At 37.5% G+C, this 18,561-nt stretch carries 13 protein-coding genes and 2 pseudogenes; 8 read left to right on the forward strand and 7 right to left on the reverse strand.

Annotation, left to right across the window (positions count from 1 at the left end; genetic code table 11):
• Positions 1 to 2: 2 nt before the first annotated feature.
• The 5 genes and pseudogenes from KSHG_RS18695 to KSHG_RS04025 form a co-directional block, all read right to left on the reverse strand.
• Complete coding sequence (locus KSHG_RS18695) at positions 3 to 533, reverse strand: DNA/RNA helicase (protein ID WP_010302178.1); 531 nt, start codon at positions 531 to 533, stop codon at positions 3 to 5.
• Entirely contained in the window at positions 493 to 1,365 is an 873-nt protein-coding gene (locus tag KSHG_RS18700) for a DNA/RNA helicase (protein WP_010302180.1), read from the reverse strand. Before KSHG_RS18700 ends, KSHG_RS18695 begins: the two co-directional genes overlap by 41 nt.
• Positions 1,366 to 1,550: 185 nt before the next feature.
• Positions 1,551 to 2,398, reverse strand: a pseudogene (locus tag KSHG_RS16100) (DegV family protein).
• Positions 2,399 to 2,588: 190 nt separating this feature from the next.
• Positions 2,589 to 3,263: a response regulator gene (locus KSHG_RS04020; RefSeq protein ID WP_010302188.1), complete on the reverse strand. Its 675-nt coding sequence runs from the start codon at positions 3,261 to 3,263 to the stop codon at positions 2,589 to 2,591.
• Between the two features lie 33 nt (positions 3,264 to 3,296).
• Positions 3,297 to 4,448, reverse strand: coding sequence for a sensor histidine kinase (locus tag KSHG_RS04025; protein ID WP_010302191.1), 1,152 nt, complete (start codon positions 4,446 to 4,448; stop codon positions 3,297 to 3,299).
• A gap of 179 nt (positions 4,449 to 4,627) precedes the next feature.
• Between KSHG_RS04025 and KSHG_RS04030 the strand changes: the two genes are divergently transcribed.
• A complete protein-coding gene (locus tag KSHG_RS04030; protein WP_010302195.1) occupies positions 4,628 to 5,263 on the forward strand; it encodes a YigZ family protein in 636 nt (211 codons plus the stop codon).
• Between the two features lie 93 nt (positions 5,264 to 5,356).
• Positions 5,357 to 6,472, forward strand: coding sequence for an LCP family protein (locus KSHG_RS04035; RefSeq protein ID WP_010302198.1), 1,116 nt, complete (start codon positions 5,357 to 5,359; stop codon positions 6,470 to 6,472).
• 92 nt (positions 6,473 to 6,564) lie between these two features.
• Here KSHG_RS04035 and KSHG_RS04040 read toward each other — a convergent pair whose 3' ends face one another.
• The gene (locus tag KSHG_RS04040) at positions 6,565 to 7,623 is read right to left on the reverse strand and encodes a glycosyltransferase family 4 protein (protein WP_026022500.1); all 1,059 of its coding nucleotides are present in this window, start codon (positions 7,621 to 7,623) and stop codon (positions 6,565 to 6,567) included.
• Positions 7,624 to 8,451: 828 nt separating this feature from the next.
• On the opposite strand from KSHG_RS04040, the gene brnQ reads away from it, so the two are divergent.
• From brnQ to KSHG_RS04060, 4 genes are all read left to right on the forward strand, one after another.
• Positions 8,452 to 9,765 (forward strand): branched-chain amino acid transport system II carrier protein, encoded by a 1,314-nt coding sequence (brnQ, locus tag KSHG_RS04045; protein WP_010302203.1) that lies wholly within the window; start codon positions 8,452 to 8,454, stop codon positions 9,763 to 9,765.
• Positions 9,766 to 10,075: 310 nt separating this feature from the next.
• On the forward strand, positions 10,076 to 11,650 hold the full coding sequence (locus KSHG_RS04050; RefSeq protein WP_010302206.1) for an FMN-binding glutamate synthase family protein: 1,575 nt from the start codon (positions 10,076 to 10,078) through the stop codon (positions 11,648 to 11,650).
• Between the two features lie 618 nt (positions 11,651 to 12,268).
• Positions 12,269 to 13,612: a C40 family peptidase gene (locus KSHG_RS04055; protein ID WP_010302208.1), complete on the forward strand. Its 1,344-nt coding sequence runs from the start codon at positions 12,269 to 12,271 to the stop codon at positions 13,610 to 13,612.
• Between the two features lie 324 nt (positions 13,613 to 13,936).
• Positions 13,937 to 14,653, forward strand: a complete 717-nt coding sequence (locus tag KSHG_RS04060; protein WP_010302210.1) for a C40 family peptidase — start codon at positions 13,937 to 13,939, stop codon at positions 14,651 to 14,653.
• 176 nt (positions 14,654 to 14,829) lie between these two features.
• Here the strand turns inward: KSHG_RS04060 and KSHG_RS04065 are convergent, their stop codons facing one another.
• Complete coding sequence (locus KSHG_RS04065) at positions 14,830 to 16,500, reverse strand: S1C family serine protease (protein ID WP_010302212.1); 1,671 nt, start codon at positions 16,498 to 16,500, stop codon at positions 14,830 to 14,832.
• A gap of 331 nt (positions 16,501 to 16,831) precedes the next feature.
• Here KSHG_RS04065 and KSHG_RS17935 point away from each other — a divergent pair.
• Positions 16,832 to 17,760: pseudogene (locus KSHG_RS17935) on the forward strand (CapA family protein).
• A 42-nt stretch (positions 17,761 to 17,802) separates the two neighbouring features.
• Complete coding sequence (locus KSHG_RS04075; protein WP_010302214.1) at positions 17,803 to 18,531, forward strand: WecB/TagA/CpsF family glycosyltransferase; 729 nt, start codon at positions 17,803 to 17,805, stop codon at positions 18,529 to 18,531.
• The last annotated feature ends 30 nt before the right edge of the window (positions 18,532 to 18,561 follow it).

Consider the following 18,561-nt stretch of genomic DNA (forward strand, 5'->3'; position numbering starts at 1 on the left):
AGCTACAACCCGTTCAACCGCTTAATTTCAGCGATCGCCTCATCCATACTTTTCGTAATACCGTGATGATAAAAAACAACGTCCCCGTCCGGATTTTCTACCGAACGACCGACACGACCGCTAATTTGAATGAGCGCATTGCTCGTAAAGATCGTCGACTCCGCCCCAAGTACCGCCACTTGAAGATTTGGAATCGTAATCCCTCTCTCCAAAATCGTCGTCGTCAACAAACCGGCAATTTTTCCATCTCGCAGCGCTTGTACTTTTTCTTTTCGATTCGGCTCATTCGCATAAACGAATGTAATCGATGCATCGATTCGTTCGAAAAGAGGTGCTGTCCGTTCCATCAATTCAATCGTCGGGAAGAATAAAAGAAATGGCTTACCATCTTTCAACCAAGACGTTAGTTGTCTTTCTAACACTTTCGGTATACGTGATGCTACGAGCTGCTTTTTATAAAATGGCAAAAAGCGCATCGTCGGTACGGGTAAATCAAAAACCGTGAAATCGTCGCGGAATAAATGAATAAGCATCGTTGCGTGTCGCTTTTATGCGCTGAGCTGACGTAGGCGTCGCTGTCACATACATGATTGCCCCGTCTTTTTTCACTGCCTTTTGTACGGCGAGTTGTAGCGAACGGTCATAGCTGTATGGAAAAGCATCTGCTTCATCAACGAATACGATGTCAAAGCTCTCTTCAAATCGGTACAGTTGATGTGTCGTCGTAACGATGAGTGGGGAGAAAGAAGGCTTCACATCTGCACCACCGTACAACGCATGAATGTCGGTGTCTGGAAAAACACGTTGGAAACGCGGAAACAATTCTAGTACGACGTCCGTTCTCGGCGTAGCGACACATACACGCCACCCTTCGTTCAAAGCGACTGCCATGCTCTCAAACAAAATCTCCGTCTTCCCCGCACCACATACCGCATGAATCAAACGTGCTTTCTTTTGTTTGACACTCTCTACTAATTCGTTCGTCACGCGACTTTGTGCATCTGTTAATTGACCTTGCCAGTGAAACGTATGTAGCTTCGCTTCGTACAAGTCATCCCCACCCCACAGTAGTAATTCATCGCAAGAAGCGACACGACCCATTTGAATACAATGACGACAATATGCACATCGTTGATTGCATTTTGCACAGTTGAATGTTACATACGCTGACGCATCCGGACAATGACACCTTTGGCAATGCCACTTCCCATCTTTTTTAATGACACCTTGTTTTTTTAAAATAACGCCACTCGCCTCTGCTCGTTGCAACAATTCATTTGAAAAAGGGAGACGATCTCCCGTAACAATACGCCCTGCTAAAAAATCATGTACCGTTTGCAATGATTCTTGTACTGAATGTTCCATATGACGTTTCTCCTTTTTTCATTTCATTGTACTTGAAAAAAGAACGAAAAAAAGCGTCCCTAGCCTGTGCTAGGAACGCCCATTTTTTAAGATATTGTTTAGTATAAACACAATAATAATCGTTTACGGAGGAATTGTCACTCGTTTTTTGTCGAAATACGACAAATTTCTCACATTTTTTTATTTTAAACGTTTTTAGGGAACCAACCCATTGCTAAAGCCCCTTCACCTAAATGCGTTCCGACAACCGCACCGAAATAAGATAAGTGGAACGTCACAGTCGGAAATTCTTGCTGCAAATGTTCCATCCATTCTTTTGCTTTCTCTTCACAATTCGAATGAATAACAGTCGCTTCTAATGCACCATGTCGTGCAACGTCTGCTGCTAATTCTTCTTCTACCCGTTTTAATGCTTTTTTCTGTGTACGTACTTTTTCAAATGGCACGATTACTTTATCTTTAAAATGTAAAATAGGTTTCACTTGTAACAAACTTCCGATTAAAGCAGAAGCTGCTGATAAGCGACCCCCTCGTTGTAGATGAGATAAATCATCTACGACGATAAAGTCTTTTTCATGTGCTTTCATTTTATTTAAATGAGCAATGATTTCTTTTGCAGTCGCGCCTTGCGCAGCCATTTTCGCTGCATGGATAGAGTACATTCCTTGCATATAGCAGGCTACTTCTGTGTCGAAGCCGTATACGTCAATTTCATCTACCATATCTCCTGCAGAAAGTGCGCCTTGATACGTGCCGCTAATGCCGCTTGAAAGATGGATTGTCACAATCTCATCGTAATCTTTCGCTAATTCTTCAAATAGTTGAACAAACTTACCGATTGGTGGTTGGCTTGAAGTCGGTAATTTTTACCGCCTCGAATTTTATCATAAAAATCATCGGCAGTTAATGTTACTTCTTCTTCATATGTTTCCCCGTCAATGACGACCGTAAGTGGCACCATATGAATAGTATATTGTTCAAGTTCAGCTTTCGTTAAGTAGGCTGTACTGTCCGTTACAATTGCAGTTGCCATTTGTTTCACTCCTCTACATGTAGTTCAATTCTATAAAAATATGACACAAAAGGCAAATCGAACATGACAAATATCACTATTTTTTTTAACAAATGTATGTTTCATAATAAAAAGCTATTTGCATGTGCGATTGCTCATGCAAATAGCTTTTTTATTCATCCTATTAAAATAAATATAATTATTCTATAAATTAGCGTACTTCTACCCAACCATTTTTGATCGCTGTTACAACTGCTTGTGTACGGTCATTAACGTTCATTTTTTGTAAAATGCTTGATACGTGGTTTTTAACCGTTTTTTCAGAAATGTACAATGTTTCACCGATTGCACGGTTTGATTGTCCATCTGTTAACAATTGTAAAACTTCACATTCACGTTTCGTTAATAAGTGGAATGGACGGCGAATTTCAGTTTGGTGGAATGAGCCTTTGTTTTCACGTTCGCTTAAACGACGGTATTCTGCTACTAAATTTTTCGTAATTTTAGGGTGTAAATAAGAACCGCCTGTTGCAACAATTTTAATTGCATCTACGATTTCGTTTGCATCCATTTCTTTAAGCATATAGCCTAAAGCACCTGATTTTAATGCATGAGAAACGTAAGATTCGTCATCATGAATTGAAAGGATAATTACTTTCGCATCTGGATATTTCTCGATTAAATCAGCAGTTGCCTCTACGCCATTTTTTTGTGGCATGTTAATGTCCATTAAGACAACATCTGGTTGAAATTCATCGTAAAGAGGAAGTATTTCTACACCATCATCACCTTCAGCTACTACTTCGAAACTATCTTCGAAGTCTAAAATACGTTTAACGCCTTCGCGGAATAATTGGTGATCATCAATAATAATAATTTTTGTCATAGTTATTTCCTCCTCTAGTACCTATACAAAAGGTTATATTCCCGTTTTCAATGGGATTTTAAACATAGTTGTTGTGCCTTTTCCGATTTCGGACTGTAGAACAATCGTACCATCCAATAATTCTACACGTTCCTTCATACCGACAATACCAAACGAGTTCTGTTTCGTAATCGTCGTATCGAATCCGATACCATCATCTTTTATATAAATAGTAACATTTTCCTCTAGCCATTCAAAGTTTACTGATATATTTTTTGAATGTCCATGTTTAATTGAATTGTTCACGCATTCTTGAACAAGTCTAAAAATAGCAGTTTCAAAGTTTGTTTGTAAGCGACGATCTTTCCCACGTGACACAAAATACACTTCTGTTCCTTCATTATAATCTTGCACGGAATTTAAGTATTTTTTCAACGTCGGTACAATGCCAAGATCGTCTAACGCCATTGGTCTTAAGTCATAAATAATACGTCTTACTTCATGTAAAGTGTCGCGAACCATACCTTTTAAATCTCTTAATTCTTGGATTGCTCTTTCTACACCTTTTTCATCATACGAACGTGTAATCAAATCTGTTCTTAGTAGTACATTTGCCAACATTTGTGCTGGGCCATCATGTACTTCTCGAGAAATTCTCTTTCGCTCTTCTTCTTGTGCCTCAATGACACGAATCGCAAAATTCTCTTTTACTTTTGCATTTTCAAGTGCTGGACCGATATCTCTTAAATCATCACTTAAATAAGTCAAAACGACATTCACTTGATTTACAAGATGATCTGCCTTATTAATCGTGTCTAGTAATCCTCGCATACGGCGTTCCAAATCATCACGACGCTCGCGCAATTGCTTTTCTTCTGATTGCACGACAGAATGACGAACTTGGATAGAATTGGCAAATTGGTACGCTTCATGTACTTGCTCTTCTGTATATGTTTGGAAATTTTGTGATACTTCTGCTAAGTTACTTCTCGCTTGCTTTGCTTGTTGTTCTAGCATATCATTTTCTTGAATAACACTTTGTAACTTTTGACGTACTTGTTGCAACTCGCTTTTCATTTCTTCGAACGATTGACGCGATTGTTCACTAATGATAAAAATATCATTTTTAGATGCATCAATCGTATCGACCATACTGTCGAAAATTTTATCAAGTAATCTAACGTCAATCTTATTTCCTTTAGGCATATCTATACTCCTTATTTCGTGTACCAAATGTATGGTAGACTTTTATAGTACTGACATCTCAGAATAAAAGGTATATATAACAATTATAACATCTTTGTGCTAAAAGAATATAAAAAACTATTGTAATAAAAATGACAAATGTATCATTTTTATTACAAGACATCGAAAGGAGAAAGAAAATGAGAGATAATTACCTAACAATAAAAGAATTTGCTATTGATGAATTAGTCATATCGAAGTCTCGCTTTATTGCCCATGCGGCACGTGCTGAAAATGAGACGGAAGCCCTTTCCTTCATCCAACAAATTAAGCAGGAACATCGTAGTGCAACTCACAACTGCTCAGCATACATAATTGGTGAACATAACCAAATTCAAAAGGCAAACGATGACGGAGAGCCTAGCGGTACAGCAGGCGTTCCTATATTAGACGTCTTAAAGAAACAACAGTTGCAAGATACAGTCATCGTCATTACACGCTACTTCGGTGGTATTAAGCTTGGTGCGGGAGGCCTCGTGCGCGCTTACGGAAAAGCAACGACACTTGGCATCGCAGCAGCTGGTGTTGTAGAACGTCGTCAACACGTCAAAATGAAAGTCGTAGCAGACTATACATTACTCGGTAAACTTGAAAATAATATCCGAAATTCTTCTTATTTATTAGAAGAAATTTTATACACTGAAGGTGTAGAATTCCATGTATTCGTCCCCGCCGAAGAAGAACAAACTTTCATAAATTGGATGACCGAGCTATCCAATGGACAAACGAAAATCAGTTGTTTAGAACGTCTTTTCTTACAATTTGACCGTACATAAATACGTTTTACGGATTTCTTATGTCATAGTATAATTAAACGCGTTGCAATTATTTATAAAAATCAATTAAATTTCTCACAAAGGAGATCGGATATGGCGGAATCTAGACAAGGCTCCGGGCAAAATTCTCGCACGAACGCACAACGTCCAAAGCCAAAATCTCACGCAAAATCAAAAAAAACAAAGAAACGTGAACGTCAAGAAGGAAAACAGCCACAAAAGAAAAAAGGTGGCTGTTTATGGAAAGTGTTACTACTCATACTTATTCTTTTATTAGCAGTTGGCGGCACTTACGCTTATTACTTGTACCACACAGGTAAAAAAGCGGTCGACAATGCTTATATGGAAGTTGGGCGTGAAAAATCGGATTTACGAACTGAAAACGTCGAACCTCTTTCCGACAATATTTCGATCTTAATTATCGGAATTGACGATAGTGAAAAACGTGCACAAGGTGAAGGAAACTCTCGTTCGGATGCGCTTCTCGTTGCCACATTAAACAACGAGAACAAATCCATTAAACTTCTAAGTATCCCTCGTGATTCATACGTATACATACCTACAGTCGGTTACAACGATAAGATTACTCATGCGCACGCTTACGGTGGTATTCTTTCTTCAATCGAAACGGTTGAAGGCATGCTGAATATCCCGATTGATTATTATTACCGTGTCAACTTCGATGCCTTTATCGACATCGTAGACGCACTAGGCGGTATTGAAGTAACCGTTCCTTACGAGATCAACGAATTAGATGAAAATGATAAACGTACGGTTCACTTATTACCAGGCAAGCAAACCGTCAATGGTCGAGAAGCACTTGCGCTTGCACGTACACGTCACCAAGATAGCGACATCGAGCGTGGGAAGCGTCAACAAATGATTTTACAAGCAATTGCGAAAAAATCAGCAACCGTTTCTTCTTTCTCAAAATATGATGATCTACTTGAAGCAGTCGGCAATAATATGCAAACGAATATGACATTTTCTGAAATGAAATCTCTGTTCGCTTACATGCAAAAAGGAATTCCAAATATTGACTCTCTTACACTTAAAGGAGCAGACGATATGTCTACTGGTATTTACTACTACAAAGTAAATGATGAAAGCTTACTCGATACGAGACAAACGTTGCAAAAACAACTTGGCTTACCTGTCGACGATGCACTAATCGACACATCAGATTCCTCAACAACGACTACTCCATAAAAAAAACCTCTCACCGACTGGTGAGAGGTTTTTTTGTCGATTCAGCTTTTTTCAGATGAAACAACCTTTATTTTACGAATTAATTTGACGAATCATCGTCTGAATCTTTTCGATTTACTTTTTTTTACGAGTTTCAGTAAGGGCTTGTAGCGACTTCCTGCAAGACCAATCACTTCAACGAACAACTCAAGCGCAATTAATAAAACGAGAATTAATAAAATCGCACCCCATAGTTTTGCCATAGAGAAAATAACAGCAGCTAAACCGAACATGATCGCAATGCCATAAATAATAATGACCGTTTGACGATGTGTAAATCCGATGCTTAGCAAGCGGTGATGCAAATGCGATTTATCTGGTTGGAATGGTGGTTGTTTATTTAATAAACGACGCACGATAGCAAAGAAAGTATCTGAAATTGGAACACCTAACATGACGATGGGAATAACTAATGATACGAACGTAACATTTTTAAATCCGAGTAACGCTAGTACAGAAATCATAAACCCTAAAAATAGAGCCCCTGTGTCACCCATGAAAATTTTTGCGGGATGGAAGTTATAAAATAAGAAGCCGATCGTACTAACAGCTAACACTGTAGCCATCACAAGAACGAACGTATTTCCCATAATAAATGCCATCGCAGCAAGAGTCACTAATGCAATCGTTGATACGCCGGCAGCAAGGCCATCTAATCCGTCAATTAAATTAATCGCATTCGTAATGCCGACAATCCAAATTAATGTCAGTGGGATGCTTAAATAACCAAAATCAATCACACCACCGAACGGTAAGTTGATGAAATCTATTTCAATATGTCCGTAAAAAATAATAACTGCTGCGGCAATTGTTTGCCCTAAAAATTTCGCTTTCGCTGATATTTCTAGCATATCATCTAGTACACCCGTAATGATAATAATGAATGCCCCAATCAAAATGGGAATCATCGCTTCATTCGTAGGAAGTAAGACAAGAACGCCGACTAGAAAGGCCAAGAAGATTGCCAAACCGCCTATACGAGGCATGATTTTCGCATGGACTTTACGATAATTTGGTTTATCAACAGCTCCAATACGAAAAGCAAGTCGTTTAACGAGCGGCGTAAATAAAATCGATGCTATAAATGCCGCTAATAAGGACCAGTAAAACAACATGCTTACGTCTGTTATTCAAAATATGGATAAACGCATATGTGTGTTTCAACATACTTTATGTAAAGGTATGACATACCGTCCAATACATCGCTTATCTAATAACAGAATCCTCCTTTCCTTCTATATCATATGAAAATTCCTTCTCACGAAAACGACCCGTATTTTCTCGAACGTTTTTATACGTAAAAATTCTTATTTATACTCGCTGTTAAATAACAGATTAAATCATTTTATATTATAGCATGATTTATGTAAAAGAACAGTTTACATCCTAGACAGACAAGAATTTACTATTTTTCACTAATTGCTCTCCTCCTTCTTCATTATGTATTAAAATAAGCATTTTTATACAATGTGAATACGTAGTTTCATCCTATTTAAATAGTAACTTTCTCTCTCTTTAAAATTGCATGTTCATACTCCTACATTTAGATTTCTTTCGTATGTTTACTTTTTCATCCATACCTTTTACTATGTCGTTTAGTAAGGAAGTACGTGCTCGTATAAATTTGTAACATGCAATATATAGCTTCTCCTTTTTTTGATTTTTTCCTCGTTTTTTTATGTGAAGCTAATCTTATTTATGTTATTTTTCGCTTACTTAACTTGTTTTTTCAAGATTATCGAGCTTATTTTCTGTTTTCAGAAAAATAAACGTTTCTTTCTTATTTTATTCATGTTAGTATATTGAAGTACTTTTAATAACACATTAATTAAAATATTCAGACAAAACAAACTATTTAAGTAAAAATATAACTTCCCTTTTCTTTCGGCTTAATTAGTCAGAAAATTAAGAAGTTTTAAACTAAAGGAGCTGCAATACATATGAATCGTCTTTCGTTCTCAGAAAAAGTCTCCGTAGGGTTTATGCTTTTCGCATTATTCCTCGGAGCAGGTAACATCATCTTCCCCCCACAACTTGGTCAACAATCTGGTGAAAACTTTTGGATTGCGATCATCGCCTTCTTAATTACAGGCGTCGGTCTTCCATTACTCGGTGTCATCACAGTCGCAAAATCAGGCGGCGAACTCGAAGATATGGCTGGTAAAATCCATCCGATATTCGGTATTTTCTTCACAGCAGTCGTTTATTTAACAATCGGACCGCTATTCGCTCTACCTCGTACAGGTACAGTGTCATACGAATTAGGTGTGAAACCTTTCTTATCAGATGCAACAGCGGCACACGCTTGGCCACTTGCTATTTTCACAGTCATCTTCTTCTTAATTACAACGTTCTTTGCATTAAATCCAACCAAACTAATTGACCGCGTCGGTAAAATTTTAACGCCGTTACTTCTATTAGTAATTGCGGTACTTGCAATCAAAGCCATCGTAACACCAATGGACGGTTCAGGTCCTGCAACTGGTAGCTACATCGACAACGCTTTCGGTGAAGGTTTCAAACAAGGCTACTTAACGATGGACTTCTTAGCTGCTTTAATTTTCGGGATTGTGATTATCCAAGCATTAAAAGGTAAAAATGTAACGGAAAAATCAGCAGTCATTAAAACGACGGTTTTCGCAGCATTCGTCGCAGCAATCGGTTTAGCACTCGTTTACTTATCACTAGGTTACATCGGCTCTTCAAGTTTCCAAACGATCGGAGCATTTAGCGAAGGATCCGACATTATTACACATTCAGCAAACGTTCTTTACGGTCAATTCGGAAACATTTTATTAACAGCCGTTATCGTTCTTGCCTGTTTAACGACATCAATTGGTTTACTAACAGCGGCATCAGAATACTTCGCCAAAATCATTCCTGCACTTTCTTATAAAAAATGGGTTTGGATTTTCGCTGTATTCACAACGTTCATCGCAAATATCGGTTTAGCTCAATTAATTCAATTTTCTTTACCAGTATTATTCTTCATCTATCCACCAGCCATCGTATTAATGCTTCTTACATTAGTATCGAAATGGTTCAACGATAGCCGCTGGGTTTACTTGTTCGGTATGCTCGTAACAGCTATTTGGTCACTATATGATGGTTTAGCTGCCGCAAAAATTACACCGCAATGGTACGAATCATTCGTAAGTGTTATGCCACTATTCGATATGGGCTTAGGTTGGTTAATTCCAGCAATCATCGGTGCAGTGATTGGTTACATCGTTTCACTATTCACTAAAAAATAAGTTATGGCTAACACCCTTCATACATTTTGTAGAAGGGTGTTTTTTTGTTTTGTTTTAAATATCCTTTAGTAACCCCCTCCTTATTACTTGTTTCTACATTTTCTTCATTATGAAAAAAGACTGTTTTTTCTCGCCTATTACATTCACCGCTAAAATAAGAAAGCGTTTTCATTTTTGTGATTAACTCGAAATATTCTGTCTATTGCAAAATGCTTGAATTAATATCGAATTGTGATATATTTGATACCGTTGTGATATGAGTTCAAAATTTCGACAAAAATTCGACAAAAAAATAAAAGGACGTGACATTATGAGTTGGACTTCGATCTTAGCCATCGTGTTGCTTGTAATCATTGCATTAATCATTTTAGTGCCAATCATTATTTTATCGATCTTATTCTTTACAGACCGTAAGCAAAACCAACATGCCATTTTACGTAACTTCCCTGTACTTGGGAGAATCCGTTATTTCACTGAAAAAATAGGACCAGAACTACGTCAATACTTATTTGACGATGATAATAAAGGGAAACCTTTCACTCGTGAAGATTATCTTCACATCGTGTTACCTGGTAAATACTTAGGAAGCGTTATTTCATTCGGCTCAAAACGTGACTTCGACGAAGCCGGCTTCTTCATTCGTAACGCCATGTTTACGAAACAAGTAGAAGAAATGCGTGTCGACAATACACAATTAATCGAAACGAAAAAATATATTATGGACGAAGATACACTTTTCGCTCGTAAAGAACATACGGAAACAAAACAAGTGAAACCTTGGTTGCTTCCAGAAGAAGACGCTATCGTCATCGGACCAAATTGTCGCGAGCCATTCCGCGTTCGCTCAATGGTCGGTCAATCCGCAATGAGTTACGGCGCACTCGGTAAAAATGCGATTACCGCTCTATCAAAAGGGATTGGTATGGCTGAAGGCTCTTGGATGAACACAGGTGAAGGTGGCGTATCACCCCATCACTTAGCTGGTGGTGCTGATATTATCGCTCAAATCGGTTCTGGTATTTTCGGATACCGTGACGCAGAAGGTAACTTCAGCTTAGAAAAAATTAAAGAAAAAGCAGCAATTCCTCAAATTAAAGCATTTGAATTAAAATTAGCACAAGGTGCCAAAACACGTGGTGGTCACGTTGAGGGTGATAAAGTAACGCCTGAAATTGCGGAAATCCGTGGCGTAGAAGTCGGTAAAACGATTAACTCACCTAACCGATTCCATCAATTCCATGACCTTCCTACATTATTCAACTTCATCGATCAAATTCGTGAAGCTGGTGGTCTGCCAGTCGGTATTAAAATCGTTATTGGTAGCCCAGAAGATGCGGAAGACTTAGCTCGCTTTATGCAAGAATCTGGTCAAGGGCCAGACTTCATTACACTTGATGGTGGTGAAGGTGGTACAGGTGCAACATTCCAAGACTTAGCTGACTCTGTCGGTCTTCCACTCCATTCTTCCATCGTGTTATTAAATGATGCACTTGAAAAATATGGTGTACGTAACCGCGTGAAAATCATCGCTTCTGGTAAATTAATTACATCAGATAAAGCTGCAGTCGTACTTGCACTTGGCGCTGACTTAATTAATATTGCACGTGGCTTCATGATTTCTGTCGGCTGTATTATGGCTCAAAAATGTAGTTCAAACGAATGTCCTGCCGGTGTAGCGACAACCGATCCGAAACTACAACAAGGGTTAGTCATCGACGAGAAAAAATTCCGCGTAACGAACTATATTATTAACTTACGTGAAGGGTTATTCCGTGTCGCAGCTGCGGCAGGTATCGACTCACCTACAAAATTCACTGATAAAAACATCGTCTACAAAGATGATGAAGGTAAAGTGTATACAATCGAAAATTTAAAAAACAAATAGTAATCTAAACGAAAACCCTCGAAATTTAAAAATTTCGAGGGTTTTTTATTTTTCATTTATTTCATTAAACTTTCTTCTATTTATATAAAAGATTTTCGATCATACAAAATAAGGAGGAAAACAATTTTATCCCATTCCTTAAAGACAAATAATTACTACACATCAAACACACTTGTCACAGTATCATGTCATTAACACTATTCAACATGAAGTAAAACGATTTTTTCTTATTCTCAATAAAAAGATGTTTATCATTTTTCTACAAAAAATAGCCGTCATAAAATTATATTACTATTTTTTATATTTTAATGTTTAAGAACTATATATACGTGGAATAATATTAAGAAATTTGGTGTTTTTCGTTCTTTTTTTACATAAAAAGGAATGAAAATAATAAGTAAATAAACTCATTTTATATAATAGTATAATTTTCTTTGTTTTTTACTTATAATCATCTTATATAGGTAAATATGTTTATTTATTTGAACATTTTCATACCTACAACAGTCAAATTTCCTCTTTTGATGAAATCCCCTTGTTGTCTGAAATTTTTTTCAATAAAATAAGAGCAACGCATCAGATCGTATATTAAAAATTAATTAAGGAGGAATGTCACTTATGAAAAAATCTCACTACACTGCACTTGCTGTCGGGGCTGCTTCTCTCGTATTCAGCACGCAAGCACACGCATCAAACACAAATACGTATACGGTGAAAGCTGGGGATTCCCTTTCGCTTATCGCCGCAAAACATCATACGACAATCGCAAAACTCAAAAAGTTGAATAAACTCACATCCGATATGATTTACGTCACCCAAAAATTGAAAGTACCTAATTCAACGACAACTGTAAAAAAAGGAAAAACAGTAAAAAAAGGTTCATCTGCTACTACGATGAAAAAAACGAGTAACGTAACATCAACTTATACTGTCCAACCTGGCGACTCCCTATCTGTAATTGCCAACAAAAAAAATACGACTGTCGCTACAATTAAAAGCTTAAATAAACTGTCGTCTGATATGATCTATGTCGGACAAACATTAAAAGTAAACGGCAAAGCGACCGTACAAGGAAAATCAACGACAAAGAAAACGACAATAAAAAAAGGTACGACGAAAAAAGCGACAGCTGCTTCTACTAAAAAAGCAGCAACATACCGTGTATCTAGTGGTGATTCTTTAAGTAAGATTGCCAATCAATACGGTACGACAATCGACCAAATTAAAAAGTTGAACAACCTTTCTTCTAATTTAATTTTCGTCGGACAAACATTAAAAGTATCTGGTTCTACCGTTACAAAAGTAGCTTCGACAACGCCGAAAAAAGCGGCAACGACTACGAAAAAATCGACAGCTACAAACACGAGTAAAAAAGCGACAAGTACATATGTCGTTGTGAGTGGAGACTCTCTCGGCAAAATCGCTGGTCAACACGGTATTTCAGTTGCAACATTAAAAGAATTAAATAATATTTCTTCTAATTTAATTTTTGTCGGACAAAAACTTAAAGTAACCGGTTCAACTATTACGAAAGTTTCAAGCGAAACGACAACTTATAAATCAACACAAACTTTATCAGACGATAAAAACATTTCTTACACGACTTCTAAAGTATTACAAGTCGCTCAAAAATATTTAGGCGTCCCTTATCGTTTTGGTGGTACAACACCAGCAGGATTTGATTGCTCTGGCTACATTTATTACGTTTATAAAGAAGCTGGATTAGATTTAGGTTCTCGAAAAACAGCTGCTGGTTATGCTGCATTAACGACAACCGTTTCGAATCCACAAGTCGGCGATCTCGTATTCTTCGAAGGCACTTATGCTGGAATGGAAGGACGTATTAGTCACGTCGGTATTTACTTAGGGAACGGGAAGTTCTTATCTGCATTGAGTAAAGGAATTGGTGTTTCTGACTTGAAATATTGGAAAGATTCATTCGTCCGATACGGTCGTTTGTAACAAAAAATTTCCTATTGTAAAGACTAAAAGGCGATACGACGCTGAAAAATCTATTCAGCGTCGTATCGCCTTTTTATTTTTTTACGAAAACAATATTATTTATTTGATATTTAAATAAAAAATAATCATTTTTTTACTATAAAGTCATATAGTTTAACGTAAAGACCTTGTTGTTACACAATTGTAATATAACTGTAATTGAATAGACGTTGTTAAAAAAGCTAAATTTCTTTAAAGTTATGATTAGGAAATTTAAACAAGAACATTCATTACTATTTACATAAAACATTGTCGAACATAAAACAATTTGGAGGAATTACATTTATGAACTTTAAAAAAATTACTACCGCGATTGCTACGAGTGCAGTTGCTTTATCACTAGCATTTACATCGGTTAATCCTGTAAGCGAAACAGTTGAAGCACAAGCTTCTACAGCTACTTCTTACAAAGCTACTTTATATGTAAAATCATATGACGGTAAATTAAACGTACGTAAATCTGCTTCTGCTAAATCTGCAAAAGTCGTAACACTTAAAAATGGCGTGAAAGTAAAAACAACTTTAAAGAAAAAAGTTGGGAAAGCTTCATGGGTGTACATTTCTGCAAACGGTAAAAAAGGTTGGGTAAATGCTGCTTACCTTTCTTCTAAAAAATCATCAATCAAAAAAGTATCTGAAACAAGTTCTAACGTGATCGCTTACGGCGAGAAATTTTTAGGAACTCCTTACGTATGGGGCGGTACAACACCTCGCGGATTTGATTGCTCTGGCTTCACAGGTTACGTTTACAAAAACGTATTAGGTAAATCTTTACCACGTACTTCTGGTGCTCAATATGCGGCTTCTCGCCACATTTCAAAAGATAACGCTGAAGTAGGCGATTTAGTATTCTTCTCAGCTTACGGTAGCCGTATTACACACGTAGCAATCTACGCTGGTAACAATCGTCTATTACACGCTGCTGGTAACCGTGTACAATACTCAAACTTATATGATGGCTACTGGAACGTTCGTTTAGTAGGATTCGGTACTTTCCGTTAATTTTAAAACTTTCCAATTGAAATATTGACAATGTTTACAATACGAAATAAAAGAGGATGAGCTAATAGCTCATCCTCTTTTTTGTTGCATTCACACCCTACCCGTTCCAGAAAGCATTGAATTTAACCTAATAAAAAAAGGAATACATGTTGCTGCATTCCTTTTTCACACATCAACTATTCTTTACTTGATGTCGTTGCCTCATCTGTTTTTTCAACAGTTGGAGCTGGTGCTACATCTGTCGTTGAATTGGTTGTCGACTCCTTCTCTTTTGAATTCGTCGTTGTGTTTTCTTTATTTTCTGTTGTCGGTTGTTCTTGATCTTTTTCAGAAGTTTGAGGTTGTGCTTTACTATCCTCACCTTTTTTCTCTTCAGTCGCATCTTCTGTTGTCGGTTTTTCTGTAGATTCCTTTTCAGTCGTTGCTTCTTCATTTGATGAATTATTAGTCGTTGCCTCATCTTGCTCTTCTGTCGCATTGTTATCATTCGTTGTTGGTGCGTTATTTGAATCTGTTGAACTATTTAATGTAATATCTGTAATTACATAATCGCTATATTCAATAATATATTTAAACGTTAACGTTTGTTTTAGTTTTTGTTCTGTACCATCTTTCATGTACGTTAGGACAGAATTTACTGTTACATTTGCATGATCTTCTACGACCGTAATGTCTGCGATAGAATACGAAATATTTTGTTTCGATTTATCGCTCGTCGTATAAGCATCAAAAATAGTTGGTGCTGCTTTGTATGCTGCACTTCCTTGTTGAATGAAGTTCAAGTACGCGCGGCGTTGTTTGTAGTCAAAGTCTTGTGCAATTAAGCTGTAGAAATCTTCAACGTACGCTTTTAAAATCTCGTATCCTTTATCGTCAGCAAACGTATATTGTTGCTCGTATTCATCTTCCTCATCATGTTCGTTGAAGTTGATTTCTGGATCTGTTGCAGCCCATTTGTTTACGAGCGGCATAACATTGGCCATCGGTAATGCATACCCGATTTCTGGATGATCCGTTAAAATGATTGAGTTAATGCCAATGACATTCCCTGTTTTCACATTAATTAATGGGCCACCACTTGAACCTGATTCTAACTTAGCCGTAATTTCATATAAATTCGTATATGAATAACCATCTGTAAAACTTGCGCCAACTGACGTAATCTTACCTGTCGTTGTCGTACCACTCTTCGCATGCGGACTACCAATAGCTACTACCTCTGTACCTACGACAGCTTGTGCCGTATCAATAACGAGTGGATTTTTACCCGCTAATTCTGGTACGCGAATGAGAGCAACGTCCGTCTTACTGTCGGTACCAATTACTTTACCGTTAAATTCTTGACCATTGGCGTTAATAACGACTACGTCATCCATTGAATTGGCAACGTGCGCATTCGTAATAATATCTCCCTTTGTATTAAAAAGGAAACCCGATCCTTGCTTTGAACCAGCTAAAATCGTATACACTTGCGTTTTTGCATTGGCAATGATGGCTTCATGGTTTTCTTTGGGCATCGTAATCGATGTTTCATCTTCATTTGTCGTTTCAGGAGAAGTTTCCGTTGTTGTCGGTCCTACTTCGCGCTCGTCTGTAACGGTGCTCGCACCTTTTTCGGAAGTCCCCTTTTCTTCAATGTCTTTAGATGAAACTTTCCCTGTAGCGGGTTTTTCATCCTTAGCTTTCTGTACATCATGGATATTTTCAGTATCTTCTACAGCTGCTTTTTCGTTATCATTATTATGCACTAAAGCATAAATACCGACAGCCACAGCGAGTACTAAAATAGCAGATATAACAATTCGCTTTATGGATGTTTTTGGCGTATAACGTCTTTTGTTCTTCATGACATCCACATCCTATTCGATTATAATGGAACTAGAAAATAAGGACGCTGTTACTTTTGTAAAAGTTCCTTATTCTTTTTTTGCCCAGAACTTAAATACATCGTATTTTTCTCAAAAAATGTATTTAAAATTCCAACGTTTATCATAGCATATTTTTATACAAATACTTGGACAAAGGAGTAAAAATTTGAAAAAAATTTCTATTTTTTTATTTATGCTTTTATTCGTAACAGCATGCTCTCCTGAAAAAAATGCAGGTGAGCCACCACTATCGAAAGAACAAACAATTTCAAATAAAAAGCAAGAAGCGAATACATCGATTCGCATTGCCATGATTGGCGATATTTTATTGCACACACAAATTTTACACTACAAAGATTACACCCCTGCACTCAAACCGATAGAAAAGTCATTACAAAGTTATGACTTTTTGATTGCAAACCAAGAATCTTTAGCAATCGGCAATCGATTTGCGCTTTCTAGTTATCCAAAATTCGCAAGTCCTGACTTCATATTACGTGACTTAAAAGAAGCGGGTGTCGACTTTTTAAACTTAGCGAACAATCACATTCTCGATCACGGCGAAGCCGGACTACGTACGGAACTTGAGAATATAAAAAAGTGAACCTTCCTTATGTAGGGGCTTATGAATCCGAAAAAGATGCCAACACGCGACGTATTCAAAATGTCGACGGTATTCAACTTGGCATTCTTAGCTATACTTACGGAACGAACGGTCTTCAAGTTCCAAACAATCGTGACTATTTGGTGAACTATATTGATGAAAAGAAAATTAAACGTGACATCAAAGCCATTCGCTCGAAGGCAGACGTCGTAATCGTCAATATGCACTGGGGTACGGAATACACGACGAAAGTAAATGCCACACAACGTCGCCTTGCGAAAATAATCAACGAAGCGGGGGCAGATATTATATTCGGCGGACATCCACATATTTTGCAACCGTATGCAGAGATGACAAACGCTGACGGCTTAACGACGCATATTTTTTATTCCATTGGGAACTTTTATGCGACGAATGCCGTTGGAAAAGCGACCTTAATCGGTGGTGCAGCGAGCTTTCAAATTACAAAACAAGGTGACCATATAACAATTGACCAACCGGAATTTAAAGCGACTGCCGTACTAAAAGATCAAGATATGTATAAAGTATTCCCTTTAAAGCAAGTTGAAAAACGTGCTCCAGAAAATTTACAGTGGGTACAACAATTATTAGGCAATAAAGTGAACGTACAATAAATGCTATAATGAAATGACTATGAAATGAGTGAGGTTTTTACGATGAACACAGTTTCGATATTAGATATTCCTGTGGCACAAACGACAAAAGCACAATTCGTGCCACATGTTATAAAAGAGATGCAACAATCAAATAAAGCAATCACAATCGTTACAGCAAACCCTGAAATTATTATGTTAGCAAAAGAAAATCATGCATATGAATGTTTATTAAAAGCTTCTAGCTACGTCGTCGCAGATGGCATCGGCGTCGTGATTGGTGCGAAAATGCTCGGTACACCGTTAGAAGAGCGCATCCCCGGCTATGAACTCGTACATGAATTTATGAAAACAGCGACACCCGAACGCAACCGCTTCTTCTTTTACGGAAGTAAACCGGGCGTTGCCAAACAAGCAGCTGAACGAGCTACTTCACTGTACCCACAAATAGATGTCGTTGGCATTTGCGATGGGTACGGGAATGATGGTGACGGTGACGAAGTAGCACAAAAAGCAATCGCTGCGAAGCCTGATTTTATTTTCGTCGCAACAGGCGCTCCGAAACAAGAAGAATGGATTGCCATTCATAAAGAACATTTTCCGCACACAGTTATGATGGGTGTCGGCGGAAGTTTCGACGTGCTTTCTGGCAATGTCGACCGTGCACCTGAGCTTTTTATTAAACTTAATTTAGAATGGTTCCATCGCTTAATTACGCAACCAACACGTGCTAAGCGTATGTTGAAAATCCCACAATTTTTATGGGAAGTGCAACGTAAAAAGAAAAAATAAAAAGCTACATCCACATAAAAAGAGGTTGAG

The organism is Kurthia senegalensis, from assembly GCF_000285595.1.
GTDB lineage: Bacteria > Bacillota > Bacilli > Bacillales_A > Planococcaceae > Kurthia > Kurthia senegalensis.